The sequence below is a fragment of the Jeotgalicoccus huakuii genome (assembly GCF_036665975.1).
Lineage (GTDB): Bacteria > Bacillota > Bacilli > Staphylococcales > Salinicoccaceae > Jeotgalicoccus > Jeotgalicoccus marinus.
Genome location: NZ_JAVIYN010000010.1, coordinates 27,327 through 52,936 on the forward strand (window position 1 = coordinate 27,327; position 25,610 = coordinate 52,936).

Here is a 25,610-nt window from a genome sequence, read left to right on the forward strand (position 1 = left end):
CTTGTCATCTCCTTAAGATTTTAGCCATTCTTTATATTCAAAAAAACTTTCATCGAACGTATCTAATGATATATGAAGATAAGGGTTCTTTTCAAGATAATCTGAAATTTCTCCGTAATCTTTTGAGTGCTTGGGAAATGATAGATCTTCTGAAATGTGTGTTGCAAGTTTACCGATGTCCGTTTTTGCACCCACTTCAGTTTTCATATATTGGTAATATGAGCGATCTTTCATCTATTTATTTTCTTCCAACAAATTGACAAACTCACCGTAACCTTGACTCTCGAGCTCACTTTTTGGAATGAAATCAATTGCCGCTGAATTAATGCAGTAGCGAAGTCCACCTGTTTCCTTTGGACCGTCAGGAAAAACATGGCCTAGATGTGAATCAGAGCTCTCACTTCTCACTTCTGTACGACGCATACCAAAAGAAGTGTCTACATGTTCAGAAACATCCCCTTCATCAAGAGATTTAGAGAAGCTTGGCCAACCACATGATGAATCAAATTTATCTTTAGATGTGAATAGAGGTTTTCCACTTAACTTATCTACATAGATACCTTCTTCAAAATGCTTCCAGTATTCATTTTCAAATGGTGCTTCCGTTCCATTTTCTTTCATGACCTGACGTTCTAAGTCAGATAATTCTTCTACACTTTTTCTTGCCATTATTTTTCACCCCATATATTTTCTATAAATCCTTGGCGACCAGAACCTTTATAATACGCCTTGTAGTGACCTTGGTTTTTCTTGTAGAAGTCTTGGTGCTCCTCTTCTGCTGGATAGAAGTTTTTATAAGGTAGCACTGGCGTTTTAATTGGGCCAGGGAAAATGTTTTGTGAATCGAGTTCTTCTATGACTGCTTCTGCAGTTTCCTTTTGTGCTTGATCGTGATAGAAGATTGCTGGTCTGTACTGTGGACCTCTGTCTCCAAACTGACCGTTAGTATCAGTCGGATCAAATGTTTTAAAGAAGATTTCTAAAACTTCTCTATAGGAAATGATAGAGTCATCAAATTCAACTTGAACAGCTTCTACGTGATCTGTTGTTCCTGTTGAGATTAATTCATATGATGGATTTTCTTCTTCACCGTTAGAATAGCCTGATGTAATCTGTTTCACACCGTCCCACTGATCAAATGGTTTAACTAAACACCAGAAACATCCGCCGGCTAAAGTTGCTATTGTCATAATGTGCCTCCTAGAAAATGTTGTTAATTGAAAAATACCATGTGTCGGCTTCATAGTCTATTTTGTTGACTTGTAGGCCGATGCCAAAATACTGTTCAAAGATCTTCGTATCAATGATAAGTTCTTTTTTACCATCCGCCATGGTGATCCCTTCAGGTAAATCTAAAAAGGTCTTAAGTGCAGAATATAAGGTGTCTTCACTTAAGGGTAAATCCGCTAAGTTTAAGTCTGTTAATGGAATGACAATGTTGTCGCCATCAACAATTGGTGCACCTCGAACTGATGAGCGAATGGGAATGCCTAAGACCCGAGATTCAATATTGACCGTTACTCCTGATGTGTCTATGTCAACATTAAAGTTTTCATAGGGTAGATTGTCATTGATTAGTGTTTCTATTGTTTGGTTCGGTAAGATGAATGTAAGTGCTTGAGGCGAATTTTCTGTTCCCGTCAAATCACTTTCCTCATAGTCCTGGTTAAAAAATGAGGCGACAATGACAACGATAATTAGGTTGATTAAAAGTAGCGTAAAGAATAATATCATCCATAGTTTGTGCATCATACTTTACCTTCTCACAAGATGATAAAAGGTATGAGGATATATATTCTTATCATCTACTACGCCTTTTTCTTCGTCTTTAATTTCCCAATCATTCATATTATAATTCGGGAAAAATGTGTCACCGCCGAAAGTCTCATCAATGACTGTGACATACATCTCGTCAACTATATGCATGGTTTGTTCGTAGATGGTTGCTCCACCGAAGATAAATACTTTACCAGGAAGTTTTTCAATCTCATCAATGTGATGAATGATTTCAACACCATCTCTTTGATAGTTTTTATCAGAAGTTAAAACGACATTTGTCCGATTTGGTAAGGGTCTCCCTAGAGTATCGAATGTTTTTCTTCCCATGACGATAGTTTGATTGGTTGTCAGCTTCTTAACATGCTTTAGGTCATTTGGCAGTGACCAAGGCATGTCGCCATTAAAGCCGATAACATTTTGATTAGCGTGTGCAACAATTAATGCAACCATAGTGCCTCCTAAACTGCAATCGGCGCTTTAATAGCCGGGTGCGATTGATAATCTATAATTTCTAAGTCTTCATATTCCAAGTCAAATATTGATTTGTCAGTGTGAATGACAAGTTTTGGAGGGTCATAGCTCGTGCGTTCAAGCTGTGTATTGACTGCTTCAAAATGATTAGAGTAGATATGGGTATCACCAATTGTGTGAACAAACTCCCCAACCTCATAACCCGTTTCACGAGCAATTAAACAAAGCAGTAAGCTATAACTGGCAATATTAAACGGTACCCCTAAAAATACATCGCCTGAGCGTTGATAGAGCTGTAAGCTTAACTTATTTTCACTGACGTAAAATTGGAAGAGTGTATGACAAGGCGGCAGTGCCATCGTTTCGATTTCAGCTGGATTCCATGCACTGACAATATGACGTCTCGAATCAGGTTTAGTTTTAATCCCCTCAATCAAATTTTTGATTTGATCGATGACGACGCCGTCTTTGCCTTCCCAATGACGCCATTGTTTACCGTAGACGTTACCCAATGTGCCGTATTTTTGGCTAAATTCATCATCGTTTAAAATACGTGCTTTAAATTTCGCCATTTCTTCATCATAAACTGCTTTAAAGTCCGGGTCTTTCAAGGATCGGTGTCCAAAGTCAGTCATATCTTCACCAAGATAATCATTAGACTCTACATAATTTTTAAAGGCCCATTCATTCCAAATATTATTATTGTATTCAAGTAAATACTTGATGTTCGTATCGCCTCTTAAGAACCAGATTAGCTCTGTTGCAAGTAATTTAAAAGATACTTTCTTGGTCGTTAATAAGGGAAACCCTTCACTTAAATCAAAGCGCATCTGATGACCGAAAATTGATTTTGTACCTGTATTTGTGCGATCATTCTTAGTCGTTCCCGCATCTAGTATGCGTTCGAGTAACTGGTGATAAGCTAGGTCAAAGGAATTCATAAAACCACCCTTTTCTTTTATAGTTTAATTCTATATAATTAATATTAATGAATGAGTAAAACAATTAGTTTGGAGTGCTGAAGATGGAAATCTTATTTACAATTGGTTTATCTTTACTAGCATTATACATGATTAGTATGTGCATTTACGAATAAGTCATTCTAAAAGTGTAAAAAAGGAAAGGGAATATTCCCTTTCCTTTTTATTTTGCACAATGTGTATCAAAAGCGTCTTTGATGTCTGTCATAATATCTTCGATAGCTCTGTTCTCTATATCTGAACGACCTAAGAAACTTACGAGTTCCTGTCCTTTAAATAAGGCCATAGATGGACTCGATGCAGGTTTATCTATATACCCTCTTAGCGTTTCAGTTGCAGGTCTTTCTTGACCAGCGAAAACTGTTGCCAAACGGTCTGGCTTAATCGGATTTTGGCTGGCAACTGTTACTGCTGCTGGACGCGCTAAACCTGCTGCACAACCACAAACGCTATTAATCACAACAAAAGTGGTCGTATCATCATTTGCGTCTTTCATATATTGATCTACGTCCGATGGCTCTAAGAGTTCAGTAAAGTCATAGTTCGTTAGTTCTCGTCTCATCGGTTCTGCTATTTCTCTCATGTAAGCTTGATATGCATCCATACTTATCTCTCCCTGTTCTGCATTTGTTTCCACACACTGCCGAGTGCTGACTCGCCTTCTTCGATTCTCGTAATCGCCATTTCTATTTGTAATCTGACGTCATATTGAGGGTCGTTTTGGTGTGTCCTTAAAATAGGTAGACTTGATTCATCACCGGTCTCATAGATAAACATCGCTGCACGCCAACGGATGATCGGGCTTGTGTCATTTAGGGCTTGGTACATATCATCTAGCCCTTCTTTAAAGCCTAAGTCACTATAAGCATCTGCTGCCGTACGTCTAACAGGAATCGCTTTGTCTTCTATTGCTTTATTTAAATAAGGCAAGGTGTTTTTAGACTCAATCATCGCCAAGAGGCCAACCGCCATACGACGTACTTGAAGCTTTTCATCTTCTAGTGCATAAGCTAAAAACTCATAGTCACTTTCATCTGGTGTGTCGTAGTGATTTAACATATACAGACGAGTTTTCCAGTCCGGTGCATTTTTAAAGTCATCTATTGATACTTTAAAGTATTTTTTCGGTTCTGGCTGAATTTTTGCTTGAGCCTCTTTAACTAATTGATCGAGTCGCTCCATAGGGTAGAGCGCATCCATTTCTTCAGTCAATTCTTCAAGGACTGCTTCGCTCGTACCATATCTGACTTGTAAATCCACCCACTTACGGCCGAAGATAATATTGTCTTCAGGAAGTGTCGCTTGTTCAACCGCCTGTGTAAATTTTTCAGATAAAGCACGACGATGTTCCTCACCATCATTTATTTTTAATTGATAAGGAATATTTTTAAACATGAGCACCTGAGCGGTCACTTCACCAAAGTTAGACTCAGGTGTTAGACTTTTTTTGAATCACCATCCGAGCCTTCGTTAAATACTGCTTCAATTTGTGGAATTAAAGTGTCCCAATCCACTTTAGGACTCTTATCTACTGATATAAAATCCATAGCATGAAAGACGCTCGTCACATCTTCTAATTCTAAAACACGCGCAATAAAAGCTGGCGTATCCTCTGTGATTTCTCTATACGTCGATGATTTCATATCGTCTTTCGGTTCACTTACAGTAATTTTCATAGTATTTGGACTTGGTGTTGGTTCTATTCTTACAATTTCCATATTGTTGCCTCCATCTATAATTTGTTACCTTGCATTTTCATTTCAATACCCACTGAGCATTCACTGATGCAAAATGCATGAGCACTGGCCTTGCTGCCTTCCTCACGATTTCTTTGTTTAAGCAGGCAGCCTTTACAATATCTTTTCTCTAAGTAATTAATTTTTTCAAGTGCTTCTGTGTTCATTGTCATACCTCATTACTAAAATTCGCTAGTGACATACTTCTACTTAATAATTATAGACTTTTCTTCTCTTTATATAAACGGTCTTTTGCAATTTGATCTGCTCGACTGTTCTTCTTTCTCGGTGTATACGAAACGATAAACATATCCATATGCCGTGTCAATCCAATGACCTGATCAAAATAAAATTTAAATACTTTATTTTTGACGAAGTTTTTATCGAACGAATCAACAATAATTTTAGAATCAGTATAAACGATTAGTGAGGTAATTTTAAGTTTTAAGGCTTCTTCAACTCCAAAGGCCAAACTTGCCCATTCCGCTTGGTGGTTATCCATCTCTCCTAAGAATATGGAGGCACTGTGGTCAAGTTTTTCACCCGTAATCACAATGCCACCCGCTGAGAGCTTTGGCGACATACTAGCAGCAGCGTCAATATACATGATTGCCATAATTATACTAACTTCAATGAACCTAAGTATTTTTCAGTGATTCTTAGGTCATAGTCCTGGAGTACTTTAATCGTTTGAGCTTCATCATAGATATACTGACTATTGGCTAGAAGCTGATCCATTTTTAAAGGCACATCCTTAATGATTTCAGCAAGACGAAGTGACATATTTAGTGACTCTAAGTCAGCCTGTATTTTGTCTTGCATTTTTGGTGTGAGTGTATCAAGTGTGTTTAGAAGATTTTCAACTGAGCCATGTGTCTGAATTAATTTTAAAGCTGTCTTCTCTCCGATACCCTGAACACCTGAATAGCCGTCGCTCGTATCACCCATCAAGGCTTTCACATCAATAAACTGCCGTGGGTGAATGCCGAACTGTTCTGTAAAAGTCGCCATATCGTAGTGATGATACTCTGTATAGCCTTTTTTTGTTAAAAGTATTTTATTGGTGTTGTTAATTAACTGTAGAAGGTCTCTATCTCCACTGACAATAGTTAAGTCATCTATATGTGTAGAGACCGTCCCTATCACATCATCGGCTTCATATCCGATGACGCCTTCTTGATGAAAGCCGAGGTCGTGCATGACGTTTTTAATCAGATCGAACTGGGGTTTTAATTCCTCAGGCGGTGCTGGACGGTTTGCTTTATAACCATCGAACCACTCATTACGAACTGATTTTGAGCCCATATCCCAGGCGATGATCACATTTTTTGCACCGGTAATTTCTAAGAGTTTAAAGGTATGTCTCAACATGCCTTGTACACCGTTTGTTGGTTGGTCTTTACTGTTATACATGAATTGATTACGAAAGCTCGTAGCAAAAAAATGTCTAAATAAGAGTGCCATGCCGTCGATGATGATAGTTTGTCCAGTCATTACTTCACTCCTCTATTATTAAATCAGTAAGATTACTATAAAGTGTTTGATCGGCTTTATAATCTTCTTCTGAAATTTCTTTTACAGGTTCTCTTAGCGCTTTATAAACTTGAGCTTTTTCATCCATAAATTGCAAATCCAGTCGTTCAAGATAGTCTTTTGTTAAGGAAACCATATCACCTTCAAGTGCCTCTATATTAATACTCGCACTTAAGTCCTTCGCTAAATCGAGTAAGGTATTTCTAAAGCTTGATGAATCCTTACGGTTTTTATAGAGTGCCTTTTCATATGATTGAAGCACAGTTTCGTCAATTTGAATTTTGGGTTCATCCGCATATGCGGTGTCTATTGATAATGAACCAGCACTACCAAATTCACCGAGACGTTCATTAAACTGTATCAATCTTTGATTTGTTAAATTATCTGCTTGTCTATAAATCGCATTAAAGGCAACGCCAGTTTCCAGTGTTAAATAGCTATCTATATTTTTACTAACCAAGGCAGAATGTTTACTCAGATAGTGCTTATCTCTCATCTCAGAAACTGTAATTAAACCTTTTAGATGATCATAGACTTGAAGTTCTAAACGTTTTGGTAGATAAGTTAAGATAATATCAATTTCTTGTTTTAATACTTTTATAAATTGCTTGGCGCTCAAGCTTTCTATCTCTGACTTTAGCGCATTTCTACCTTCAATAATTCTTTGGCGCTCTTGTCCACTATCTTCAAACTGTTTAATATTACTAGCAACAGTATTGATTAACTGATTTGTCGTTTCACTTAATGTTCTTAATTGAACATTCCTTGCTTGTTGATCAGCGATTTTTCTGATGTCAGTTTTCGCTAGATCGAAGTCGTGATCACCAGATTGGATCGCTTTTTTAGAAGACACAGGATATATAACATGTTTAATCTGTAATTTATTTAAGGCATTCGCCATATAGTCGATGACTTTTTCCTTGTCGTCTTCTGACTTCATAAGATCTACCGCGTTAATAATAAAAATCAGCGGGAAATCTTCCCCTTTTAATGATTGAATATATTTCAAGAAGGTTTCGTCTGAACGTGAAAATACATGATTGTAATAAGAAACATAAATAATCATATCACTTTGACTGATGATATCTCTTGTTTCTGATGTATGTCTTTGGTTGATTGAATTGATACCTGGTGAATCAATGAGATTATAATGCTTAGTAATTTCATTAGGAATAGATACATTTGCTTTATGAATGAAGGTGGCATCCTCATCATTACTAATCATTTCTATTAAGGTATCTGTATCAAAATCTTGCTTACTATTTAGAATAGGTTCGTATTGATCGTATTTATTTAATAAGCCTCTAAGTAAGGGTTTATAAGTTTCTTGAACTTTATCAATGTTTGCTTTCATCCATTTTTTATAACCCTTTACTGTGTCATGTGTTTCACCAGATAAGGTTTGTAGTGTTTCAGTGAGATCTGCTTCTGACTTCATCTCCCCTGAACTCGACTTGTTATCGTTGATTTCTGTTATAGTCGCGGTCGTTGGATTCGGACTTGTTGTTAGACGGGCCTGACCCAGTAAGGCATTAATAAAGGTCGTCTTACCCGCACTAAAACCACCAAACACACTGATATTCGCCTTGCCAGTTTCTATTCTATGCACTTTATGATCAATTAAGTGCTTAAAGTTGTTATAGCGAGGTAAATTTTCTAGTTGTTGACTCACTTGTTTAAAATAATCAACTGAATATGTTTCATTATTATCGACAGTAAAATTATTATGTCTACTTTCTATATCGTCTTGAACTATATCTGTTGAAGTATCAATTTCGATTTCTTCTGTTAGATTCAGCTTATCTAATTCGTCATCCATATGAATATATAGATGCTGGTAGTTTTTTGTTGTAAGAGATTCGAGTAATTCAAGAAGTTGTTTGACTTCGACGTACAAAGATTTTTCATGTTCTAGTGTAGAAGATGCTTTTGTCTCCCCCATATTCTCAACCGTTAGTTGAGAGAGGTGGCTTTTTGCTTTTGTTGATACTTCTCTTTCTAAAGTAGATTTCAATTTGTCAAAGTAGTTTTTAATATAGCTCTGGTTTAAGGAAATATTTTCATCTTTTCCAAGTAAGTCGCTATGCCACTCATATTTAAAGGGTGGACCACTTAAGCCGAGTGTTTTATAGAGATTGTTCACATTGGCGTTGATTTCTGTATCGATAACTTTCTGGATGACTTCCTTTATATCATTTACAGATGTATTTAACATCTCTTCTTCTTTTTTCTTTTTACCAAATAGTCCTGTAGGTTTCTTCTCACCTGCTTGTATCTTTAAATATTCTATGATGGTATCCTTAACTTGATGGGGAAAAATATAAGCGTCTTTCACTAGCTTTCTTACATTATCCTTAACATGGTCTTCTAATACTGCTTGGTCGGATCTTAAATCGTCCAAATGTGCTTCGTTAATTTCTTGTTCCAAGTAATGGATTCGTTCTTTAGCACGTTCAAGGTTTAGTGGACGATCCGTATTCAAATTATGTTCAACCGCGTCTATCTTGTCTTCTAAGTATTCAATCTGTTTCTGTTCGATATTATGCATAATTCTCTGGTCGTATCGTTCGGCCATTTCCTTACGACTTTCTATTTCTTTAATATAAGTTTTTAAGTTGTCAATCTGGTTATAAGGTGTGTCGTATATAGATGTAGTAAAAATGTGTTCAGGATGAATGTCCCAATTATCTAGTGTACTTTTTACACGACTTAGAAATGTATCTAAAGTCAGTTCATGGTCATCATGCTTATCAATCTGATTGATGATGAGACATAGTGGAATGTTCAATTCCTGTATCTCTCTCAGGAGTTTTAAATTATGTTCACTTTCCACATGATTATATTCCACAGTAAAGAAGATGACATCACTGTTAAGTAAAAAACGATTGGCAGATTCTTCGTGGCTACTTGTGTTAGAATCTACACCTGGTGTATCTTGAAACACTGTATTTATATTGAAATCATCATGTTGAACGTCCATTGTAATTGCTTGGATATCTAGATCTAGAGTGTTGAGAATTTTTAACTCATCATAATCATTTACTGTTGCATATTGATATTGATTAATAAAAGCCTCAATCTTATTATCTTCACTGATTTGAACACTGACTGTGTTACTTGTCGTTGGTACCGGTGAGGATGGTAAAATATCCATACCAATTAAATGATTGATTAAGCTTGATTTCCCCGCAGAGTAATGGCCAATAAAAGAGAATACTAGTTGTTCGTTGTATGTCTTTTGTATGGCATGATCAATTTGAGATACAAGTACATCATTATCTGATTTTAGTATTTCTTTTTTTAACTTATATAAACGATTTAGTGTTTCTTTTTCTTCCCCTTGTGCTGACAACGATTACTTCACTCCCCAGTATTGGTAAAAGGTTGTTTCAATATAGCCATTAAATAATTTTCTGCGTTTTGTCGCTTTCTTCCCTACGATTTGTTCAAATTCTTTGTTTGAAGTCATTAGATATACATTTAGGTTTGGGAAATTAGTCATTAGTTCCCCTATTTTGGCGTACATTTGTTCAACGGCTTTCGCCTCACCAATGCGTTCACCGTATGGTGGATTGGTAATTATTTGTGCATGCTCATCAACATGATCTAAATCATGTATGTCTAATACGCCAAAATGAATATCATCATCTAGGCCGACTTCTTCTGCATTTTTCTTAGCGATCTTAATCATATCGATGTGGATATCAGTCGCATATATTTTAACTTCCTTATCGTAATCCGCTTGTTCTTCACATTCAGTGCGTAACTGTGTCCATAAGTCTTCAGGGATAATATCCCATGATTCACTATCAAAACTGCGGTTCGAACCTGGTGCAATATTTCTTGCCATCATCGCTGCTTCAAGCGCAATCGTTCCTGAGCCTGTAAATGGATCATAGAGTGTATTTGTACCATCGTAGTTTGCAAGTTTTAACATGCTTGCAGCGAGTGTTTCCTTGATTGGTGCTTCCCCTTGCCCGACACGATAACCACGTTTATGTAGTGCATCACCACTAGTATCAACAGTAAGAATCGCGCGGTCTTTTAGTATATTAATATCGATTTTATATCTTGGTCCGTCTTCTGGTAGTTTCCCCGTCATTTTAAAGGCATCCTTTAAGTGTTCAACAATTGCCTTCTTCGTGATTCTCTGCACGTCAGGTACACTATATAAAGTCGACTTATGTGAACGTCCTGTTACTGGGAACATTGCATTAGGCCCGAGCACATCGGATAGTGGCAAAGCTTTAACCTTCTCGAATAGTTCGTCAAAGGTCTTGACCTCGAAGTCTCCAAGGATAATTCTAATACGGTCAACAGTACGTAACTTTAAGTTGGTTTCTACAATGGTCTTCTCATCCCCATTAAAATAAACACGTCCATTTTCTAATTCTGTTGAAAGCCCTAAAGATTTAATTTCTTCTGAAACCACTTTTTCAAGTCCCATCGGTGTATTAACAATAAATTTAAAGTTCATATAAGAAGCTCCTAAAGTTTGATTTGTCTATATTATAGTATGAAAATAGGCATAAAAAAAGCTCTCCTGTTCGGAGAGCGTCTAGTCCGGTTTCTCTATAAGCCATGTTCTGTACCGCTGTGCTAATAGCGTGCACTAGTATACACTCGCACATTGGTGATAATCATCTGTCTATATTATTTAAAAATAATATCTCTCCGTCAGTTGAATTCCTGTTGGAAAGTGCTCCTACCTAATTTGGATTGCTCACTCGAGGGGTTTACCGCGTTCCACCTTCAGCATTTCTTTTGAAGTTCGTCACTGTGGCACTTTTAAAGCTACTCTATTCATATGATAAAATCACTTAGAATATTTCACAGCCGTCAAGATATAAATATCATTGCCCAGACTTATTGTTTCGTCTGGCACGAACACTACGATCATCTCAGATCGTGTGAGCATGGACTTTCCTCTATACATCAAAATGCATAGCGATTATCCGAGTTACCGTTCATTTACTTGCTGTTTACTTTTCTGATTTACCAAATACCTGTTTTTCAAGACTAGATAAACGTTTTAAAATATCGATTTGTTGACTCTGCCCACCAGAACCTTGAGTTCTAGAATTGGTTGCTACCCTCACACGAAGATCTTCAACCTCTTTTTTTAGACGAGCGTTTTCTTCTTCTAATTTCTTAATGTTGTTATTCATGTCTGCCATTTTTTGATAGTCGCTGATGACATCATCAAGAAAACTATCTACTTCGATCGGTTTAAAACCTCTCACCGATTTTTCGAATTCCTTTTCGAATATATCTTTAGCAGACAGCTTTAGCGTATAATCACTCATCTCTTACACCTCTCAACTATCATATCTATCGTTGACGAAATAATTAATATCGTCAAATTGTATTCTTTCAATATTATACTGATTCTTCTCATTTAATTCAAGCATAAGACTAAATATATATTTTAAGTTTGTCTCTGTTTCACTATCATAGACAATATAACCATAGTCTGTATGTTCAGTAATAAAGGCATTAATGGCTCTAAACATTGATGGGTCCTTATAGGGCCGGTCAAAGATGAATTTATGGAAATCAGCGTGTGCTAAAATATTATTGAGTTCGATCTTATGGCTTTCAGAATAGCGGTCATCAAATTCATGAAATGGCTTTAAGACGCCGAGCTTAATATCATAGTCTTTTTTTAAGTCTATAATTTCATTGGCTGCGTACATTTCTATACCTGTGTAGCCTTGAATAATAAACCATTCAGTACCTTCCTCAATTAAGCGAATAATTGAGGACCTAAGAAAGTCTCTTAATACTTTTACTTCAGGTTGACTATCCTTAAAGATACCGAGTTCATAATGCCGGTAGCCTGTAATGAAAACTCTCATATTAAACCTTCTTTATGGGCATGGTTAATCCACATATTTATATATTTGTATTTTTCATGATACAGCTTTAAACTAAAACGTGAAATATGACAACTCATTAAGAGTTCCATAAGCTCTTCAAACATTGTAATTTTAACCTTTTCAGTTAAACGATGATCAGTGTTGAAGTTTTCGATGTTATAAGCAAGCTTTTTATTTTTATCGAGAAAAGGTTTGATGTCTTGGTCGAAATCGAAGACTTCTCCTTCCTTGCTGAGTGCATAACGTCGATCGAGTTCATCTAAAAGATGATGATAGTCTTCGAATGTATACTCACTTGACATTCCTTTTTCACCACCTATAATAATGAAATGTTAATCAAATTCTAATAAATATATTATAATTAGTATATATAATAATAGTTTGGAGTGCGAATAAATGAAATATCCTCAGGGCATTAAAGCACGTCAAAAACCAAAATCAAATGGCAAAGTGTCTTATGGCCAACGCGGGATGACCTTAGAGAAGGATATTGATAAGACGAATCAGTATTATTTGGATACGAAAAAAGCGGTTATTCATAAGAAGCCAACACCGGTCCAAATCGTTAATGTTGATTATCCTTCTAGAAACAAAGCAAAGATTACTGAAGCGTATTTCAAGGTTCCGTCAACTAGTGACTATAACGGCATATATAAAGGGAAATACATCGACTTTGAAGCGAAGGAAACTCGTAATAAAACACGCTTTCCTTTCATTAATATACACGCCCATCAAGTCGAACATATGAGAGCATGTCATAATACCGGTGGCATTGTCTTTTTAATTATTAAGTTTACAGTCTATGATGAAGTATTTCTTTATCCTTTTGAACATTTTGTCAAACATTGGGACAACTTTATGGCTGATGGACGTAAATCAATACCTTATGAAGATATTAAAAATGAGAGTATTTTACTACCAATAAAATACAATCCGCGTTATGATTATTTAGCTGCACTTGAAGAATTTTATAGTGAAATGGAGTAATATATATGGAATCGAATTTTAAAAGGAGCAAAGACCCGAAAAATAAAGATAAGAATCGGTCTAAAAGCTCATCTAAATCATCGATTATAAAAAAGGTACTATTATATGGTGGACTGATTGTATTAATTGGATTAGTTATCGGTGCAGTCTTATTTGCCTACTACGCTTCACAGGCACCCGCATTTAGTGAAGAAAAGTTAAAGGACCCTGTCCCAGCGGAAATATACGACCGTAATGATAATTTAGTCACCACCTTGCATACTGGACAAAAACGGGAGTATGTCAGCATTGAAGATGTACCTGACCACGTGACTGATGCCGTCTTAGCGATTGAAGATAATCGTTTCTATGAACACGGTGCGATGGACTTTGTTAGGTTGGGTGGTGCAGTCATTTCTAACTTTACAGATGGCTTTGCCTCTCAAGGTGCGTCAACAATTACACAACAAGTAGTTAAACGTGCCTTCTTAACTGAAGAACAGACGCTAGAACGTAAAGCTCAAGAAGCATATTTAGCCTACCGACTTGAACAAGAGTATTCAAAAGATGACATTTTAGAGATGTACTTAAACAAAATATACTATTCAGATGGTATATACGGTATTCGTACAGCAAGCCTCTACTACTTTGATAAGGAACTTGCAGATTTAAACTTAAAAGAAGCGGCGTACTTAGCAGGTTTATCTAACCTGCCTAACGTTTACAACCTTTACGTTGATCCAGAAGCCGCACAGTCTAGAACAGAAACAGTCCTATACATGATGTTAGAACATGAGAGAATTACACAAGAACAGTATGATGAAGCGATGAACACAGACTTAACAGCAAACTTAGTTCAACGTGATGAGTCAGATCGAGCCGTTGCTGAAGAAGAAGATCCTGAATATGCATCTTACATTAATTACGTTAAGACAGAAATCCAACAACATGATGAATTTAGAAACAGAGATATCAATGAAGTCTTAAATAGTGGAATTAAGATCTATACCAATATGGATTCTGAAATTCAGTCGTATCTACAAAATATGGCTAACAATAGAAACTATTACTACAATGAGAAGTTCCAAAGTGATGACTTTAATCTAGCATCAACCATCTTAGATACAAATTCTGGTGGCTTAGTAGCAATGACTGGTGGCCGTGATTACCAAGAAGTTGTGGATCAAAACTTGTCATTAGTTCAACATAATGTCGGTTCAACTATGAAACCATTCTTAAGTTACGGACCTGCAATTGAGCATATGGACTGGGCAACAAATCACCAACTACAAGATGAACAGTCATACAACCCTGAAGATAGTCCAAACAACACGGTATATAACTATGACAATCAAGGACACGGTAATGTCACTATGAGAGATGCCTTGAGACAAAGTTTCAACGTCCCAGCAGTTAAAGCCTTTGAAGCGGTTCAGGAAGAAGCGGGTAACGATGTCCCTAGAGAATTCGCAAAAGAAGTTGGTTTAGATTACGATACTAAGCTTGACGGTGAATACACAGTATCATTTAATGATGTACTCGGTGGTGGAGAATCACGATTCAGTCCCCTACAGATGGCACAAGCCTATGCAACTTTAGGTAATAATGGTGAATTCAATGAAGCACAATCCATTCGTCACATCGTCACTGATGAAGGTGAGACTGTCGAGTTTGAAAATGAATCCCATCAAGCCATGAAAGATTCAACAGCTTACATGTTAACAGATATGTTGAAAGATACTTTTGCAAACAATGGTAGTGCAGACTACATTCAAATGAATGGCCTAAACATTGCAGCGAAAACAGGTACAACATCACTAGATACTTCCATACTTGAAGAAAATGATCTGCCTTCAAACAGTGCCAAAGACGCTTGGATTGTTGGATATACACCAGAATATACAATGAGTGTATGGACAGGATTCGATAATGCCAATGCAGGATATTCAGAAGACAAGCTATTTATCGGAACAGATGAACACATTACACCACAGTGGTTCTTTAGAGATATTATGCAGTACATTAGTACATTTAATGGCCAGGACTTTGAACAGCCAGACTCCGTCGAACAGATTAATGGTAACGAGCTTGCTGTTGCAGATGCGAGTGGCGGTGGATTATTTAACAGAAATAATAACTCAAATAATAATTCAAACAGTAACTCTAATAGTAATAGCAATAATGATAGCGATAGTAACAGTGATTCATCAGGCGGTGCCTGGTCTTGGCAATATAACGAAGATGGGGAAATTGAAACTGAAGGTGACGTGCCAGAAGGTGAATTACCGGATGATGCAGAACTCGCAGAACCATCTGAAGACAGCGGATCTTCAACGACTGAAGAAGAACCAACTGATGAGGAGACCGAATCAGAATCAAGCAGTGAACCAGAACCTGACTCTGAACCTGCGGCAGAATCCGAATCACATTCATCATCAGAAGAAGAATCCACTACTACAACTGAAGAGGAAGAATAAAAAAACGCTAGACTCTTTCCTGAGAGTCTAGCATTTTTTATGGGTGCGTGTATGAAGTGGTGATGAAGAATGCTCATCACCAACCAAACACAAACCCCGTAAATATCACGACTACTTTACCAGACCTTTTTTCAAGCGTTTTTGCCCTTCTCTACACTCTTCTAAGAGCGGACACTCATGACACTTAGGTGCCCTGGCTAAACAGTGGTATCGTCCAAAGAAGATGAGTTGATGATGGGTCTTACTCCATCTTTCAGGCGGAATTTTGCGCATTAAGGTCTCTTCTACTTCTAAGGGTGAATCTTTATAACGTGCGATGCCTAAGCGTTTAGAAATGCGTTCGACATGGGTGTCAACAGCAATTCTTGGCGTGTCAAAAGCTACAGATAATACAACATTTGCAGTCTTTCTACCCACACCTGCTAAGGAAATTAGGTCATCGTAGTTATTGGGAATTTCTCCATTGAATTTTTCGATTAAGTCTCTGCATAATTTTTGGATATTTTTTGCCTTATTACGATAAAGTCCAATCGTCTTTATATATGACTCAATTACTTCGACGTCGACTGCTAAATAATCTTCTGGAGTTTTAAATCTTTCAAATAAGCCTTTAGTCACTCGGTTTACACCAACATCTGTCGTCTGTGCACTAAGTAAGACTGCAATCGTCAACTCGAAGGGGTTCGTGTAGTTTAATTCTGCTTCTGCCTCTGGAAACATCTCCGCAATCACATCGATCATTTCCATTGTCTTTTTCTTACTCGTTGTCAAGTCTTTCCCCCCGATCTAGCCATGAAATTACAGGTAAGCCTGTTCCTTTTTGGTCTTCACTTTTGGATGTACTTAGTAAAATTCGTTCAACATATTGCAGCGATGTAATATTCGATTTATATGCCACGTCTACAGCATTCATTATATCTTCAACTTGATAGTTAGAATCATTAATCCAACTGTTTAGACGCTGATACTCATTTGGACTAATCGTACGGCCATAGAGATTTTCAATATAGTCGAACATTTCTCTTAATGATTTTTCATCTTTTTGTGGTGCTTCAACAGTGTTATAAATAAAATCTTCTAAACGCTTGTATAAAGGTTCAAAGTTAAAGCGTTCAACATAGCCATCTTCTTTTTTTATGGTCTGGAGTTCGATGCACTTTTCTTTAATTAACAATTGAATAATCCGAGTGAGTTCACTTTGATTTAGTGTGGTGCCCTTAATCAGTTCACTAAATTCAGGGGCTTCGTCTGTCTGACGATCATTTTCAATCATCTTTATTAGGATAATTAAACTTTGTTCGTCTAATCCTAATTCACTATAGTGATCAAGTAAGATTTTGTTTACCGGAACTGTAATGTATTTAATATAAGATTGTTCCATAGAATAATCTCCAATCATATAAAGGAGACATTAGCTGTGCTAACGTCTCCGTGTCATTTATGGGTATAGACGGTTTAATAATCTTGGGAATGGTGCGGTTTCTCTAACATGTTGAACACCTGAGAACCATGCAACTGCACGCTCTAAACCAAGACCGAAGCCTGAATGCGGCACACTACCATATTTACGTAGATCTAAGTACCATTCATAGGCGTCTAGGTTTAAGCCTGAATCGATGATTCTTTGTTTAAGTTCATCGTAGTCATGAATACGTTCACTACCACCGATAATCTCACCGTAACCTTCTGGTGCAATTAAATCTGCACAAAGTACTGTACGTGGGTCTTCAGGGTTAGTACTCATATAGAAAGATTTAATTTCTTTTGGATAATTTACGATAAAGACCGGTTTCTCAAAGCTGTTTGCAATCTCAGTTTCATGTGGAGAACCGAAGTCATCGCCCCACTCAATATCATCAAATCCTTTTTCGTGTAAGAGGTCAATGGCCTCTGTATAAGTGATTCTAGGGAACGGTGCTTTGATCTTTTCAAGCGCTGTAGTATCACGTCCAAGAGCCTCTAAATCCAGTTTACAATGCTCTAAAACATTTTTAGCTAGATATTCAACATATTGTTCTTGAACAACTAAGCTATCCTCGTGATCATAGAACGCCATTTCTGGTTCAATCATCCAAAACTCAATCAAGTGACGACGCGTTTTAGACTTCTCAGCACGGAAAGTAGGACCGAAAGTAAAGACTTTACCATGCGCCATTGCAGCAGCTTCAGCGTACAACTGACCACTTTGTGAAAGGTATGCATCTTCATCAAAGTATTTAGTATGGAAGAGTTCAGTTGTCCCTTCTGGAGATGAACTTGTTAAAATTGGTGGATCAATTTTTTTAAAGCCATTTTCATAGTAGAAGTCATAAGTACTTTTGATAATTTGATTTCTAATATTCATTACAGCATGTTGTTTTTTAGAACGTAACCATAGATGTCTGTTATCTAGTAAAAACTCAGGCCCATGTTCTTTTGGTGTAATTGGGTAACCATCTGCACTTTGGATAATTTCAATACGAGAAACTTCCATCTCATAGCCAAAACTTGAACGGTCATCTTCTTTAATTACGCCAGTCACATACATAGAAGTTTCTTGGTTTAAACCTTTAGCAAGGGTAAATAAATCTTCGTCGTTCGCTTTTACGACGATACCCTGCATGAATCCAGTACCATCTCTTAATTGTAAAAATTGAAATTTACCTGACCCACGTTTTTGGAGTAACCATGAGCCGATTGTGACTTCTTGACCCACGTAGTCTGGTGCTTGATTAATTGTGATTTTCATTCTTACCATCCTTAGACTGTCGTTTTTTTATTAATAAATGTTTTAATTCTTTCAATGCCTTCATTGAACTTTTCTTCAGAGACTGAATAGCTAATACGTGCATAATCTTTTGCACCAAAAGCTGCTCCAGGCACAATTGCAACGTATTGGTCTGTTAAAAGACCTTTAACAAAATCATCTACACTGTCATAACCACACTGACTTGCAATATCTTTTAAATAAGGGAACAAGTAAAATGCCCCTTCTGGTTTGATACAGCGAACGTGTGGCACTGTCATGAGTTTTTCATAAGCATTGTCACGACGCGCTTTAAACGTGCTCACGTAATCATTTTTAAAGTCGTCTGACATGTTATATGCCTTAATCGCAGCATATTGTGAAGGTGATGCCACACTCGTCGTAGATTGGGAAGATAAATCCCCTAATGCTTTAATAACATTCAATGGGCCACAAGCGTAGCCAATACGCCAACCTGTCATCGCATGTGATTTACTAAAGCCATTTACGATAATCGATTGCCCTTTAATTTTCTCGCTTAAACTCGCAATCGAAATATGTTCACGCTCATAGGCCAAGACTTCATAAATCTCATCGACGACTACTATTATATCAGTATGTTCTAAAACATCTACTAAGGCCTGTAGTTCCTCTTTACTGTAGATGCCCCCTGTTGGGTTATTAGGTGAGTTTAAGACAATCATTTTAGTCTTTTCAGTGATATGTGCTTTTAAAAGCTCAGGAGTCAGTTTAAAGTTTGTGTCTTCTGTTGTTTCAATTGTGACAGGCTCTCCGCCCACCATTTTAATCTGTTCAGAATATGATACCCAGTAAGGTGCGGGTAGAAGCACTTCATCAGTCGGATTTAAAGTAGCTAAAAAGATATTAAATAACACTTGTTTTGCGCCATTACCTACGTATACCTCGTCTGGAGTATACTCTAGATTATTATCTCTTAACATTTTGTCTGCAATCGCTTGTCTCACTGCTTTAATACCGACAGAAGCTGTATATTTTGTATGGCCATCAAGTGCGGCTTGATGGGCAGCTTCGATGACTTCTTCAGGTGTATTGAAGTCGGGCTCACCTGCAGATAAGCTGATAATATCATAGCCATCAGCTTTTAGTTTTCGAGCTGTGTTTGTAATTTCAATCGTTTGGCTCGGTGTAAGCGACTTAACTTTCTCGGATAATTCCATCTTGCGGCAGTCTCCTAACAATTCGTTTTCCTTATTATAAATCAAAAAGCAATGCTTTAAAAGATGTCCGATCATCATGGATAATATTTTTCTCAGGAAAATATTTTAAGAAAGCATTCTTATATGGTTTATTTATTATCCTATCATCAAAGAGCATGAGAATACCCTTATCTTCTTCACTACGTTTTAATCGACCTGCAATCTGTCTAAAGTGAATGACAGCCTCTGGTAAATCTTCAGAATAGAAATGTGAAAAGCTGTCCTGGTTAGGCACTGGGAATGGTAATTTAGTCAGCATGAGTGTCTTATCTTTTTCAGATACTAAGTTGACCCCTTCTGTAAAAGTGTAGGTCCCTAATAACAGGCATTGGCTAAGCTGATTGTACTGATTGAGTAATTTATCATTATTAGAACCACGCGTCTGTTTTAAGACAGGAATCTGATCAAATAAACCGACTTCCTCAGTATAGCTGTAGACCTTTTCTAGTAGTTCGAAATTAGAGAAAATAACAATGAGTTTACTGTTCGTTTCACTTAAGTACAGGGATAGGTAATCCAGAATATCGATAACATAATCAGGATTGTTCATATCGTAACTGCTGATGTCGTTTGGAATGAATAACTTTATGTCATCAAACATTTCGGTATTATCCATTATTGTCGTATCATATTCGTGATCACCAAACCAATATTTCAAATGCTTAAAACTGCCATTTACTTCTAGAGTTCCTGATAATAAAATCTGGCCAGGAATCTTAGTTAAAGTACTTGCTAATTCATCCAGTACGTCAGTTCTAATTTCAACTTCTGTACGTGTCGGATTGGCATGAGTTTCTATATGACAGTCATCGTATATAATCGCATGCTGAAGCCTTTTTAATGATTGTTCAAAGAAATGCATGTGATTATAAAGTGCTTGGTAGTTCTTCGTACCTCTTATTGTACTTAAAAATAATTGTGTATACTTAATGATGCTTTCTAAGGTCTCACTCGCTTTTTTAATTTTACTTTTAGAAAAATGCTTAAATAATTCATCAATTTGTCTATGCAAATTGACGACAATATCTTCTAGTAAATATAGGGATACGGCTTTATTATCTTCAGCATAGGAACTTAATAAGCGAGATTGACTCAACTGTCCGATTTGACCAATAAAAAACTTCATCTCACTATAAGTATATTTTCTTCTTTCTTTTAAATCTAAGGCAGATTTTAACTGATGCGCTTCATCGATTATTAAGGCATGTACATCATACAAATTATTAATACAATCATTAAGGAAATAATGGTTCGTCACAATAACAGGCACTCTTTTAGCATTGTTTAAGGCACGTTTAAAATAGTAGTGTTGCTTATTGTCACCATTCTGGATGCACATCGTATCGTAGTATGATTTTTCGGGTCCACGTAGATTTAACTCAGATAAGTCACCTGTTTTCGTAGATAGCAACCATACCAAAATGCGCATTTTTAAAAAACAAATTTCTGGATTATTATCTTCTGATTCTAAGAGTGCAGAAAAAGCATCTAAATCAATATAATTATTTCTTCCTTTTAATAAGACAAAGGGCGCTTCTAATGAAACAACACTTCTTAGACGCGTTAGTGAAGACTCTATTAATTGGTTTTGTAATATTTTTCTCGATGTGGAGACGACGACTTGCTGATGATAATTTGAGTAATAACAAATTGCTGCAATTAAAAAAGCATCACTTTTACCAAGACCAGTGTAGGCTTCAATGGCATGAAATTTCTCATTGACTAGACTATCGTAAATTAATAAAGATAAGTCATATTGATCTTGGCGGTACTCATGATTGGTTTCATGTAGATATTTTTTATATAGCTCATCTACAGAAATCGGTTTAATATCGTGTGTGCTTAAAGTAAAGTCCTTGATATAAAACTGCTTATAACTAACGATGTCATCTCGATCGTTGTCTATATTAAGACTTAAGACATTAAAGAGTAAATCAGTAATATTAGTGGGTAAAGACTTCGTTAAATGATAAATCGTAATCAGCGTTTGTCGATGTAGATTTAGAATTAAGTCAAATATCTTAATCAGAACTTTAGCAGTTGCTAAGGCATCTTCGTCTGCCCTATGTGCCTGTGATAATTTTATATCTAAAAATTCAGCGACTAAATGTAACTGATACCCAGGAACTGTAGGCAGAAAGATTCTTGAAAGTTCGACCGTATCTATTTTATAGGTTGGGTTATATTTAATACCACATGCCTTAAATGCAGTCTTTAAGAAATTGAGATCAAAATCTACATTATGTGCAACAAAGACTGAGTCCTTGAGCATGTCCCTAATTTCCCAAGCGATATCTTGAAACTTAGGGGCGCCAATCAACATGTCAGGTGAAATACTTGTGAGTTCCCGAATAAAGGGTGATATGGTCGTTTTATCACTTAAGAAAGTATTGTATATGTCCACAATCTCATTGTTTCTCACAAAGACAATACTAAGTTGAATAATCTTATCTTTTTGTAGGTTGTTACCGGTCGTTTCTAAGTCTACGACGGCAAAAGTTTTATTTAACATCATATCACCAAATTAAATTTCAATATCTGCACTGATTACCTGATGTATATTTTGTTCTTCATCAATAATGATTAGGTAACCCTCATCATTTACATCAAGTGCCTTACCATTAATCATACCATTTGAACTGCTAATCTTTAATTGACGATTAAAGATTATGGAATGCTCTATCCATTCATCTCTAATTTCTGAAAAAGAAGTTGACATAAATTTGTTATAGTAAATTTCTATATTCTTAAATAACTCACTTAAAAATGAATCGATATCTAACTGCTTTTCAGATGGTAATTCAGCATTAAGCGCAGTAGCAGTCGACAATGATTCGATATCTGTTGAGGGTTCAATATTGATACCCACACCACATATAATGGTTTGAACGGTGTCTTCTTCAGAAACAATTTCTGTTAAAAAGCCGCATACTTTCTTATCACTGATATAAATATCATTAGGCCATTTAATTCCACTTTTTAAACCTGTGTTCTTTCTAATCGTTTGACTAATTGCTAAAGACATGAATAAGTTGAATGTAATCATATCACTATGTTTTATATTCGGCCTTAAGACGAGTGACATGTAGAGACCAGTTTCTTTAGGAGACAGCCATTGCCTTTTAAACCGTCCCCTACCTTCCGTCTGTGACTCACTTACTATTACTATGTTATCATCATTTTTATGTAAAATGTTAAAGGCTGTATTTTGTGTAGAGTCAACAGTCTTTTTATAGATGAGTTGATCAAATAGTGTGGATTTGTCAATAATCGATAGCAGTTTGGCTTGATTAATATTTTGAGATGCTCCGACTAATGCGTAGCCCTTATTCTGAACAGCTGCTATTTGATATCCCTCATTTTTCAAAGCTTGTATATTTTTCCAAATCGCTGTTCTAGAAACATTCAGTTGTTCTGCAAGTGAATTACCAGAAACATATGCTTCACTTTGTAAACAATCTAATATTTTACTCTTCGTACTTTGCATGATTTTTCACCCAGTTAATTATTTCGTTTTGGTCATTTTCCAATTGACCGAGCACGACTTGTTTTTCTATCTCTGATAATAGTGTTTTTAACCATGGTCCGCCTTGTCGTTCTAGTACCTGCATTAAAACTCGACCATCAACATATAGGTCACTACGACTGTTTATAACAAGTTTGTCTCTCATTGTGATGGCATTTAAAAGTATGTCGACTGAATCTGTACTTAGTACGTCATTCTTTTGATTTAAGTGAAGGACTAAATCCATAATTTCCTTGTTGTAATAGTAGGCAATTAATTTAGAATTTACATTCATTGACAAGTCATCAATTAAAGATAAGCTATCACGTATCTGATTTTTTAAGTGGTTCGATGGCTTGAGCTCATTTAGGAACCTTAACAAGTATTGGTCATGGTAAACGTGTATTACGAGTGCTTCTTCAATATTTGATACGCATGCACTAAGATATGTGTCTTTATGGACATGCTTAAAGAAAGGGATATATTCCAGTAAGCCAGTTTCAACTATAATATTTTGTGCGGCCGACGGATTTAAGCCTGCATACATTTTCTTAAGTTCTGTAAAAGTACGCTCACTCGCAATATGAGCAAGTAAAGCCTTATTTTTATGAATCGCGGCCTTTACATTTTCAGTTAGTTTAAAGTCTAATTGGGACATAAATCTAACAGCTCTCAGCATGCGAAGTGCGTCCTCACCAAACCGTTCATCTGCCTCGCCTACTGTATTAATAACATTTTCTTCTAGGTCATCTTGACCGTGATAAGGATCAAAGAGTATCATATTTTTCATCATTGCCATTGCATTGATCGTAAAATCTCGGCGACTTAAGTCATCTTGAAGATTTTCTGTGAAGAATACTTTGTCTGGTCGTCTAAAATTACTGTAGGTACCTTCTGTACGGTAGGTCGTTACCTCAAAAGGTGTATCTTCTATTAGAACAACAATCGTGCCATGTTCTTTACCCACATCAATCGTCCGTTCGAATAGCCGTTCAATTACATCAGGTAAGGCATTTGTTGTTATATCTACATCGTTAATTGGCCGATTCAATATATAGTCACGCACTGCCCCGCCTACAAAATAGCCTTCATAGCCGTTTTTCTCTAAGATGTCTAAGATCAAGCCTGCCTGCTTAAACAGTTTATTCATGTGCATCACCAGAGATTAAATGGTTATATAAATTCTCATATTGATCAACAATTTCTTCCATATTAAAACGTTCTTTTATATCTTTTAACATAGCACCTTGCATAGTTTTAAATTGGTCTTCATGGGTTAACAATTGAACAATACGGGCTGCTGCTGTTTTATAATCACCAATTTCAACTGTATAGCCTGACTCATTATCTTGAATTACTTCAGATATCCCACCGGCAGTTGAACCTATAGGTACAGCACCACAATACATTGCTTCTAGCATCGCTAGGCCAAAGCTTTCTTTTCTGCTAAGTAAAAGGAAAATATCTGCGAGTTTATAGTAGTCTGTGATATCAGAAACTTGGCCTATGAAATGAACGCGGTCTTCTAAATCTAATGATTTTACAAGTTGTTTTATAGAGAAAAGCTCTGGTCCATCTCCGACATATACTAAGTGACAATCGACTTCTTTTAAAGCTTCGTTAAATGCATATAAGACATGATCGACATTTTTAATCTTTCTGAAGTTTGAACTATGAACAAGCACCTTTGCTTCATCTGGAATGCCGAGCTTAATTTTTGTTTCAGCTTGAATCTCTAAACGACTCTCTGTATTAAAACGAGTATCGTCAACAAAGTTATAGACGGTCTCTATTTTAGTTTTTGGCTTAATAAGGTCATAGGTCTGCTCTCTTAGACTATTCGACACCGATGTCGTTAAATCAGACTTATCAATCCCAAAACGAATCGCATTTACCAATGACATATCGTGACCGAGTACAGTAATGTCAGTACCATGTAAGGTTGTTATTATACCCACATCTTTTTTCTTAGACATTTCACGAGCCAAGATGCCACATACAGCATGAGGAATCGCATAGTGCATGTGAATAACATCTAAATCAAATTCATCTATCACTTCGGAGATTTTACTAGATAAGGTAATGTCATAAGGTGGATACTTAAAGACACTGTAGTCGTTAACTTCTGTCTTATGGGTATATATATTATCGTGGTTTGCTCCAAGTCTAAATGGCACACTGGATGCAATAAAATGGACCTCATGACCTCTATTTGCCATTTGTATGCCAAGCTCTGTTGCAATGATGCCACTCCCACCTACACTTGGATAACATACAATTCCTAACTTCATACCAATGCACCTCAACTACTTATAATTTAT

General features: G+C 36.4%; 27 protein-coding genes and 1 other RNA gene. 2 read left to right on the plus strand and 26 right to left on the minus strand.

Features of this window, described 5'->3' with window-relative positions; translation table 11 throughout:
• Positions 1–12: 12 nt before the first annotated feature.
• From V6E76_RS06535 to V6E76_RS06620, 18 genes are all read right to left on the minus strand, one after another.
• The gene (locus V6E76_RS06535; protein WP_026866294.1) at positions 13–234 is read right to left on the minus strand and encodes a YozE family protein; all 222 of its coding nucleotides are present in this window, start codon (positions 232–234) and stop codon (positions 13–15) included.
• Positions 235–669: a peptide-methionine (R)-S-oxide reductase MsrB gene (gene msrB / locus V6E76_RS06540; RefSeq protein ID WP_026866295.1), complete on the minus strand. Its 435-nt coding sequence runs from the start codon at positions 667–669 to the stop codon at positions 235–237.
• A complete protein-coding gene (gene msrA, locus V6E76_RS06545; protein ID WP_166626695.1) occupies positions 669–1,190 on the minus strand; it encodes a peptide-methionine (S)-S-oxide reductase MsrA in 522 nt (173 codons plus the stop codon). The genes msrB and msrA overlap by 1 nt, the downstream gene beginning before the upstream one ends.
• Positions 1,191–1,200: 10 nt before the next feature.
• Positions 1,201–1,752 carry a DUF2140 family protein gene (locus tag V6E76_RS06550; RefSeq protein WP_247351572.1) on the minus strand — a complete coding sequence of 184 codons (552 nt, stop codon included), beginning with the start codon at positions 1,750–1,752 and terminating at the stop codon, positions 1,201–1,203.
• Between the two features lie 3 nt (positions 1,753–1,755).
• The gene (locus V6E76_RS06555; RefSeq protein ID WP_026866298.1) at positions 1,756–2,229 is read right to left on the minus strand and encodes a dihydrofolate reductase; all 474 of its coding nucleotides are present in this window, start codon (positions 2,227–2,229) and stop codon (positions 1,756–1,758) included.
• An 8-nt stretch (positions 2,230–2,237) separates the two neighbouring features.
• Positions 2,238–3,191 (minus strand): thymidylate synthase, encoded by a 954-nt coding sequence (locus V6E76_RS06560; protein WP_247351575.1) that lies wholly within the window; start codon positions 3,189–3,191, stop codon positions 2,238–2,240.
• A 202-nt stretch (positions 3,192–3,393) separates the two neighbouring features.
• Positions 3,394–3,834, minus strand: a complete 441-nt coding sequence (locus V6E76_RS06565) for a BrxA/BrxB family bacilliredoxin (protein ID WP_247351579.1) — start codon at positions 3,832–3,834, stop codon at positions 3,394–3,396.
• Positions 3,835–3,836: 2 nt separating this feature from the next.
• A complete protein-coding gene (locus tag V6E76_RS06570) occupies positions 3,837–4,625 on the minus strand; it encodes a virulence factor (protein WP_499797732.1) in 789 nt (262 codons plus the stop codon).
• Between the two features lie 41 nt (positions 4,626–4,666).
• Positions 4,667–4,948, minus strand: coding sequence for a NifU N-terminal domain-containing protein (locus tag V6E76_RS06575; protein WP_499797733.1), 282 nt, complete (start codon positions 4,946–4,948; stop codon positions 4,667–4,669).
• 14 nt (positions 4,949–4,962) lie between these two features.
• Positions 4,963–5,133: a zinc-finger domain-containing protein gene (locus V6E76_RS06580; RefSeq protein ID WP_084145695.1), complete on the minus strand. Its 171-nt coding sequence runs from the start codon at positions 5,131–5,133 to the stop codon at positions 4,963–4,965.
• Between the two features lie 50 nt (positions 5,134–5,183).
• A complete protein-coding gene (locus tag V6E76_RS06585; protein WP_026866301.1) occupies positions 5,184–5,582 on the minus strand; it encodes a ribonuclease HI family protein in 399 nt (132 codons plus the stop codon).
• 2 nt (positions 5,583–5,584) lie between these two features.
• Positions 5,585–6,460, minus strand: coding sequence for a 5'-3' exonuclease (locus V6E76_RS06590; protein ID WP_247351583.1), 876 nt, complete (start codon positions 6,458–6,460; stop codon positions 5,585–5,587).
• Positions 6,461–6,464: 4 nt separating this feature from the next.
• On the minus strand, positions 6,465–9,851 hold the full coding sequence (locus V6E76_RS06595; RefSeq protein ID WP_247351584.1) for a dynamin family protein: 3,387 nt from the start codon (positions 9,849–9,851) through the stop codon (positions 6,465–6,467).
• 3 nt (positions 9,852–9,854) lie between these two features.
• Positions 9,855–10,976, minus strand: coding sequence for a THUMP domain-containing class I SAM-dependent RNA methyltransferase (locus V6E76_RS06600; protein WP_166626689.1), 1,122 nt, complete (start codon positions 10,974–10,976; stop codon positions 9,855–9,857).
• Between the two features lie 93 nt (positions 10,977–11,069).
• Positions 11,070–11,462, minus strand: an RNA gene (gene rnpB, locus V6E76_RS06605) — RNase P RNA component class B.
• A 19-nt stretch (positions 11,463–11,481) separates the two neighbouring features.
• A complete protein-coding gene (gpsB, locus tag V6E76_RS06610; RefSeq protein WP_026866305.1) occupies positions 11,482–11,805 on the minus strand; it encodes a cell division regulator GpsB in 324 nt (107 codons plus the stop codon).
• A 12-nt stretch (positions 11,806–11,817) separates the two neighbouring features.
• Positions 11,818–12,357 carry an SLOG family protein gene (locus V6E76_RS06615; protein ID WP_166626688.1) on the minus strand — a complete coding sequence of 180 codons (540 nt, stop codon included), beginning with the start codon at positions 12,355–12,357 and terminating at the stop codon, positions 11,818–11,820.
• The gene (locus V6E76_RS06620; protein ID WP_247351586.1) at positions 12,354–12,680 is read right to left on the minus strand and encodes a YppE family protein; all 327 of its coding nucleotides are present in this window, start codon (positions 12,678–12,680) and stop codon (positions 12,354–12,356) included. The genes V6E76_RS06615 and V6E76_RS06620 overlap by 4 nt, the downstream gene beginning before the upstream one ends.
• Positions 12,681–12,774: 94 nt before the next feature.
• On the opposite strand from V6E76_RS06620, the gene recU reads away from it, so the two are divergent.
• Complete coding sequence (gene recU / locus V6E76_RS06625; protein WP_166626686.1) at positions 12,775–13,365, plus strand: Holliday junction resolvase RecU; 591 nt, start codon at positions 12,775–12,777, stop codon at positions 13,363–13,365.
• Positions 13,366–13,370: 5 nt separating this feature from the next.
• On the plus strand, positions 13,371–15,821 hold the full coding sequence (locus tag V6E76_RS06630) for a transglycosylase domain-containing protein (protein ID WP_247351588.1): 2,451 nt from the start codon (positions 13,371–13,373) through the stop codon (positions 15,819–15,821).
• 111 nt (positions 15,822–15,932) lie between these two features.
• Here the strand turns inward: V6E76_RS06630 and nth are convergent, their stop codons facing one another.
• Genes nth through bshA form a run of 8 tightly spaced genes read right to left on the minus strand, consistent with a single transcriptional unit; the run spans position 15,933 to position 25,580 of the window.
• Positions 15,933–16,568, minus strand: a complete 636-nt coding sequence (gene nth / locus V6E76_RS06635) for an endonuclease III (RefSeq protein ID WP_166626907.1) — start codon at positions 16,566–16,568, stop codon at positions 15,933–15,935.
• Positions 16,569–16,578: 10 nt separating this feature from the next.
• Positions 16,579–17,220, minus strand: coding sequence for a DnaD domain protein (locus V6E76_RS06640; RefSeq protein ID WP_084145698.1), 642 nt, complete (start codon positions 17,218–17,220; stop codon positions 16,579–16,581).
• 39 nt (positions 17,221–17,259) lie between these two features.
• A complete protein-coding gene (asnS, locus tag V6E76_RS06645) occupies positions 17,260–18,549 on the minus strand; it encodes an asparagine--tRNA ligase (protein ID WP_026866310.1) in 1,290 nt (429 codons plus the stop codon).
• Positions 18,550–18,560: 11 nt separating this feature from the next.
• Entirely contained in the window at positions 18,561–19,745 is a 1,185-nt protein-coding gene (locus V6E76_RS06650; protein ID WP_026866311.1) for a pyridoxal phosphate-dependent aminotransferase, read from the minus strand.
• 34 nt (positions 19,746–19,779) lie between these two features.
• Positions 19,780–22,296: an exonuclease domain-containing protein gene (locus tag V6E76_RS06655; protein ID WP_247351590.1), complete on the minus strand. Its 2,517-nt coding sequence runs from the start codon at positions 22,294–22,296 to the stop codon at positions 19,780–19,782.
• Positions 22,297–22,308: 12 nt separating this feature from the next.
• The gene (locus V6E76_RS06660) at positions 22,309–23,271 is read right to left on the minus strand and encodes a biotin--[acetyl-CoA-carboxylase] ligase (RefSeq protein WP_247351592.1); all 963 of its coding nucleotides are present in this window, start codon (positions 23,269–23,271) and stop codon (positions 22,309–22,311) included.
• Positions 23,252–24,439, minus strand: a complete 1,188-nt coding sequence (locus V6E76_RS06665) for a CCA tRNA nucleotidyltransferase (RefSeq protein WP_247351594.1) — start codon at positions 24,437–24,439, stop codon at positions 23,252–23,254. The genes V6E76_RS06660 and V6E76_RS06665 overlap by 20 nt, the downstream gene beginning before the upstream one ends.
• Positions 24,432–25,580: an N-acetyl-alpha-D-glucosaminyl L-malate synthase BshA gene (gene bshA / locus V6E76_RS06670; RefSeq protein WP_026866315.1), complete on the minus strand. Its 1,149-nt coding sequence runs from the start codon at positions 25,578–25,580 to the stop codon at positions 24,432–24,434. Before bshA ends, V6E76_RS06665 begins: the two co-directional genes overlap by 8 nt.
• Between the last annotated feature and the right edge of the window lie 30 nt (positions 25,581–25,610).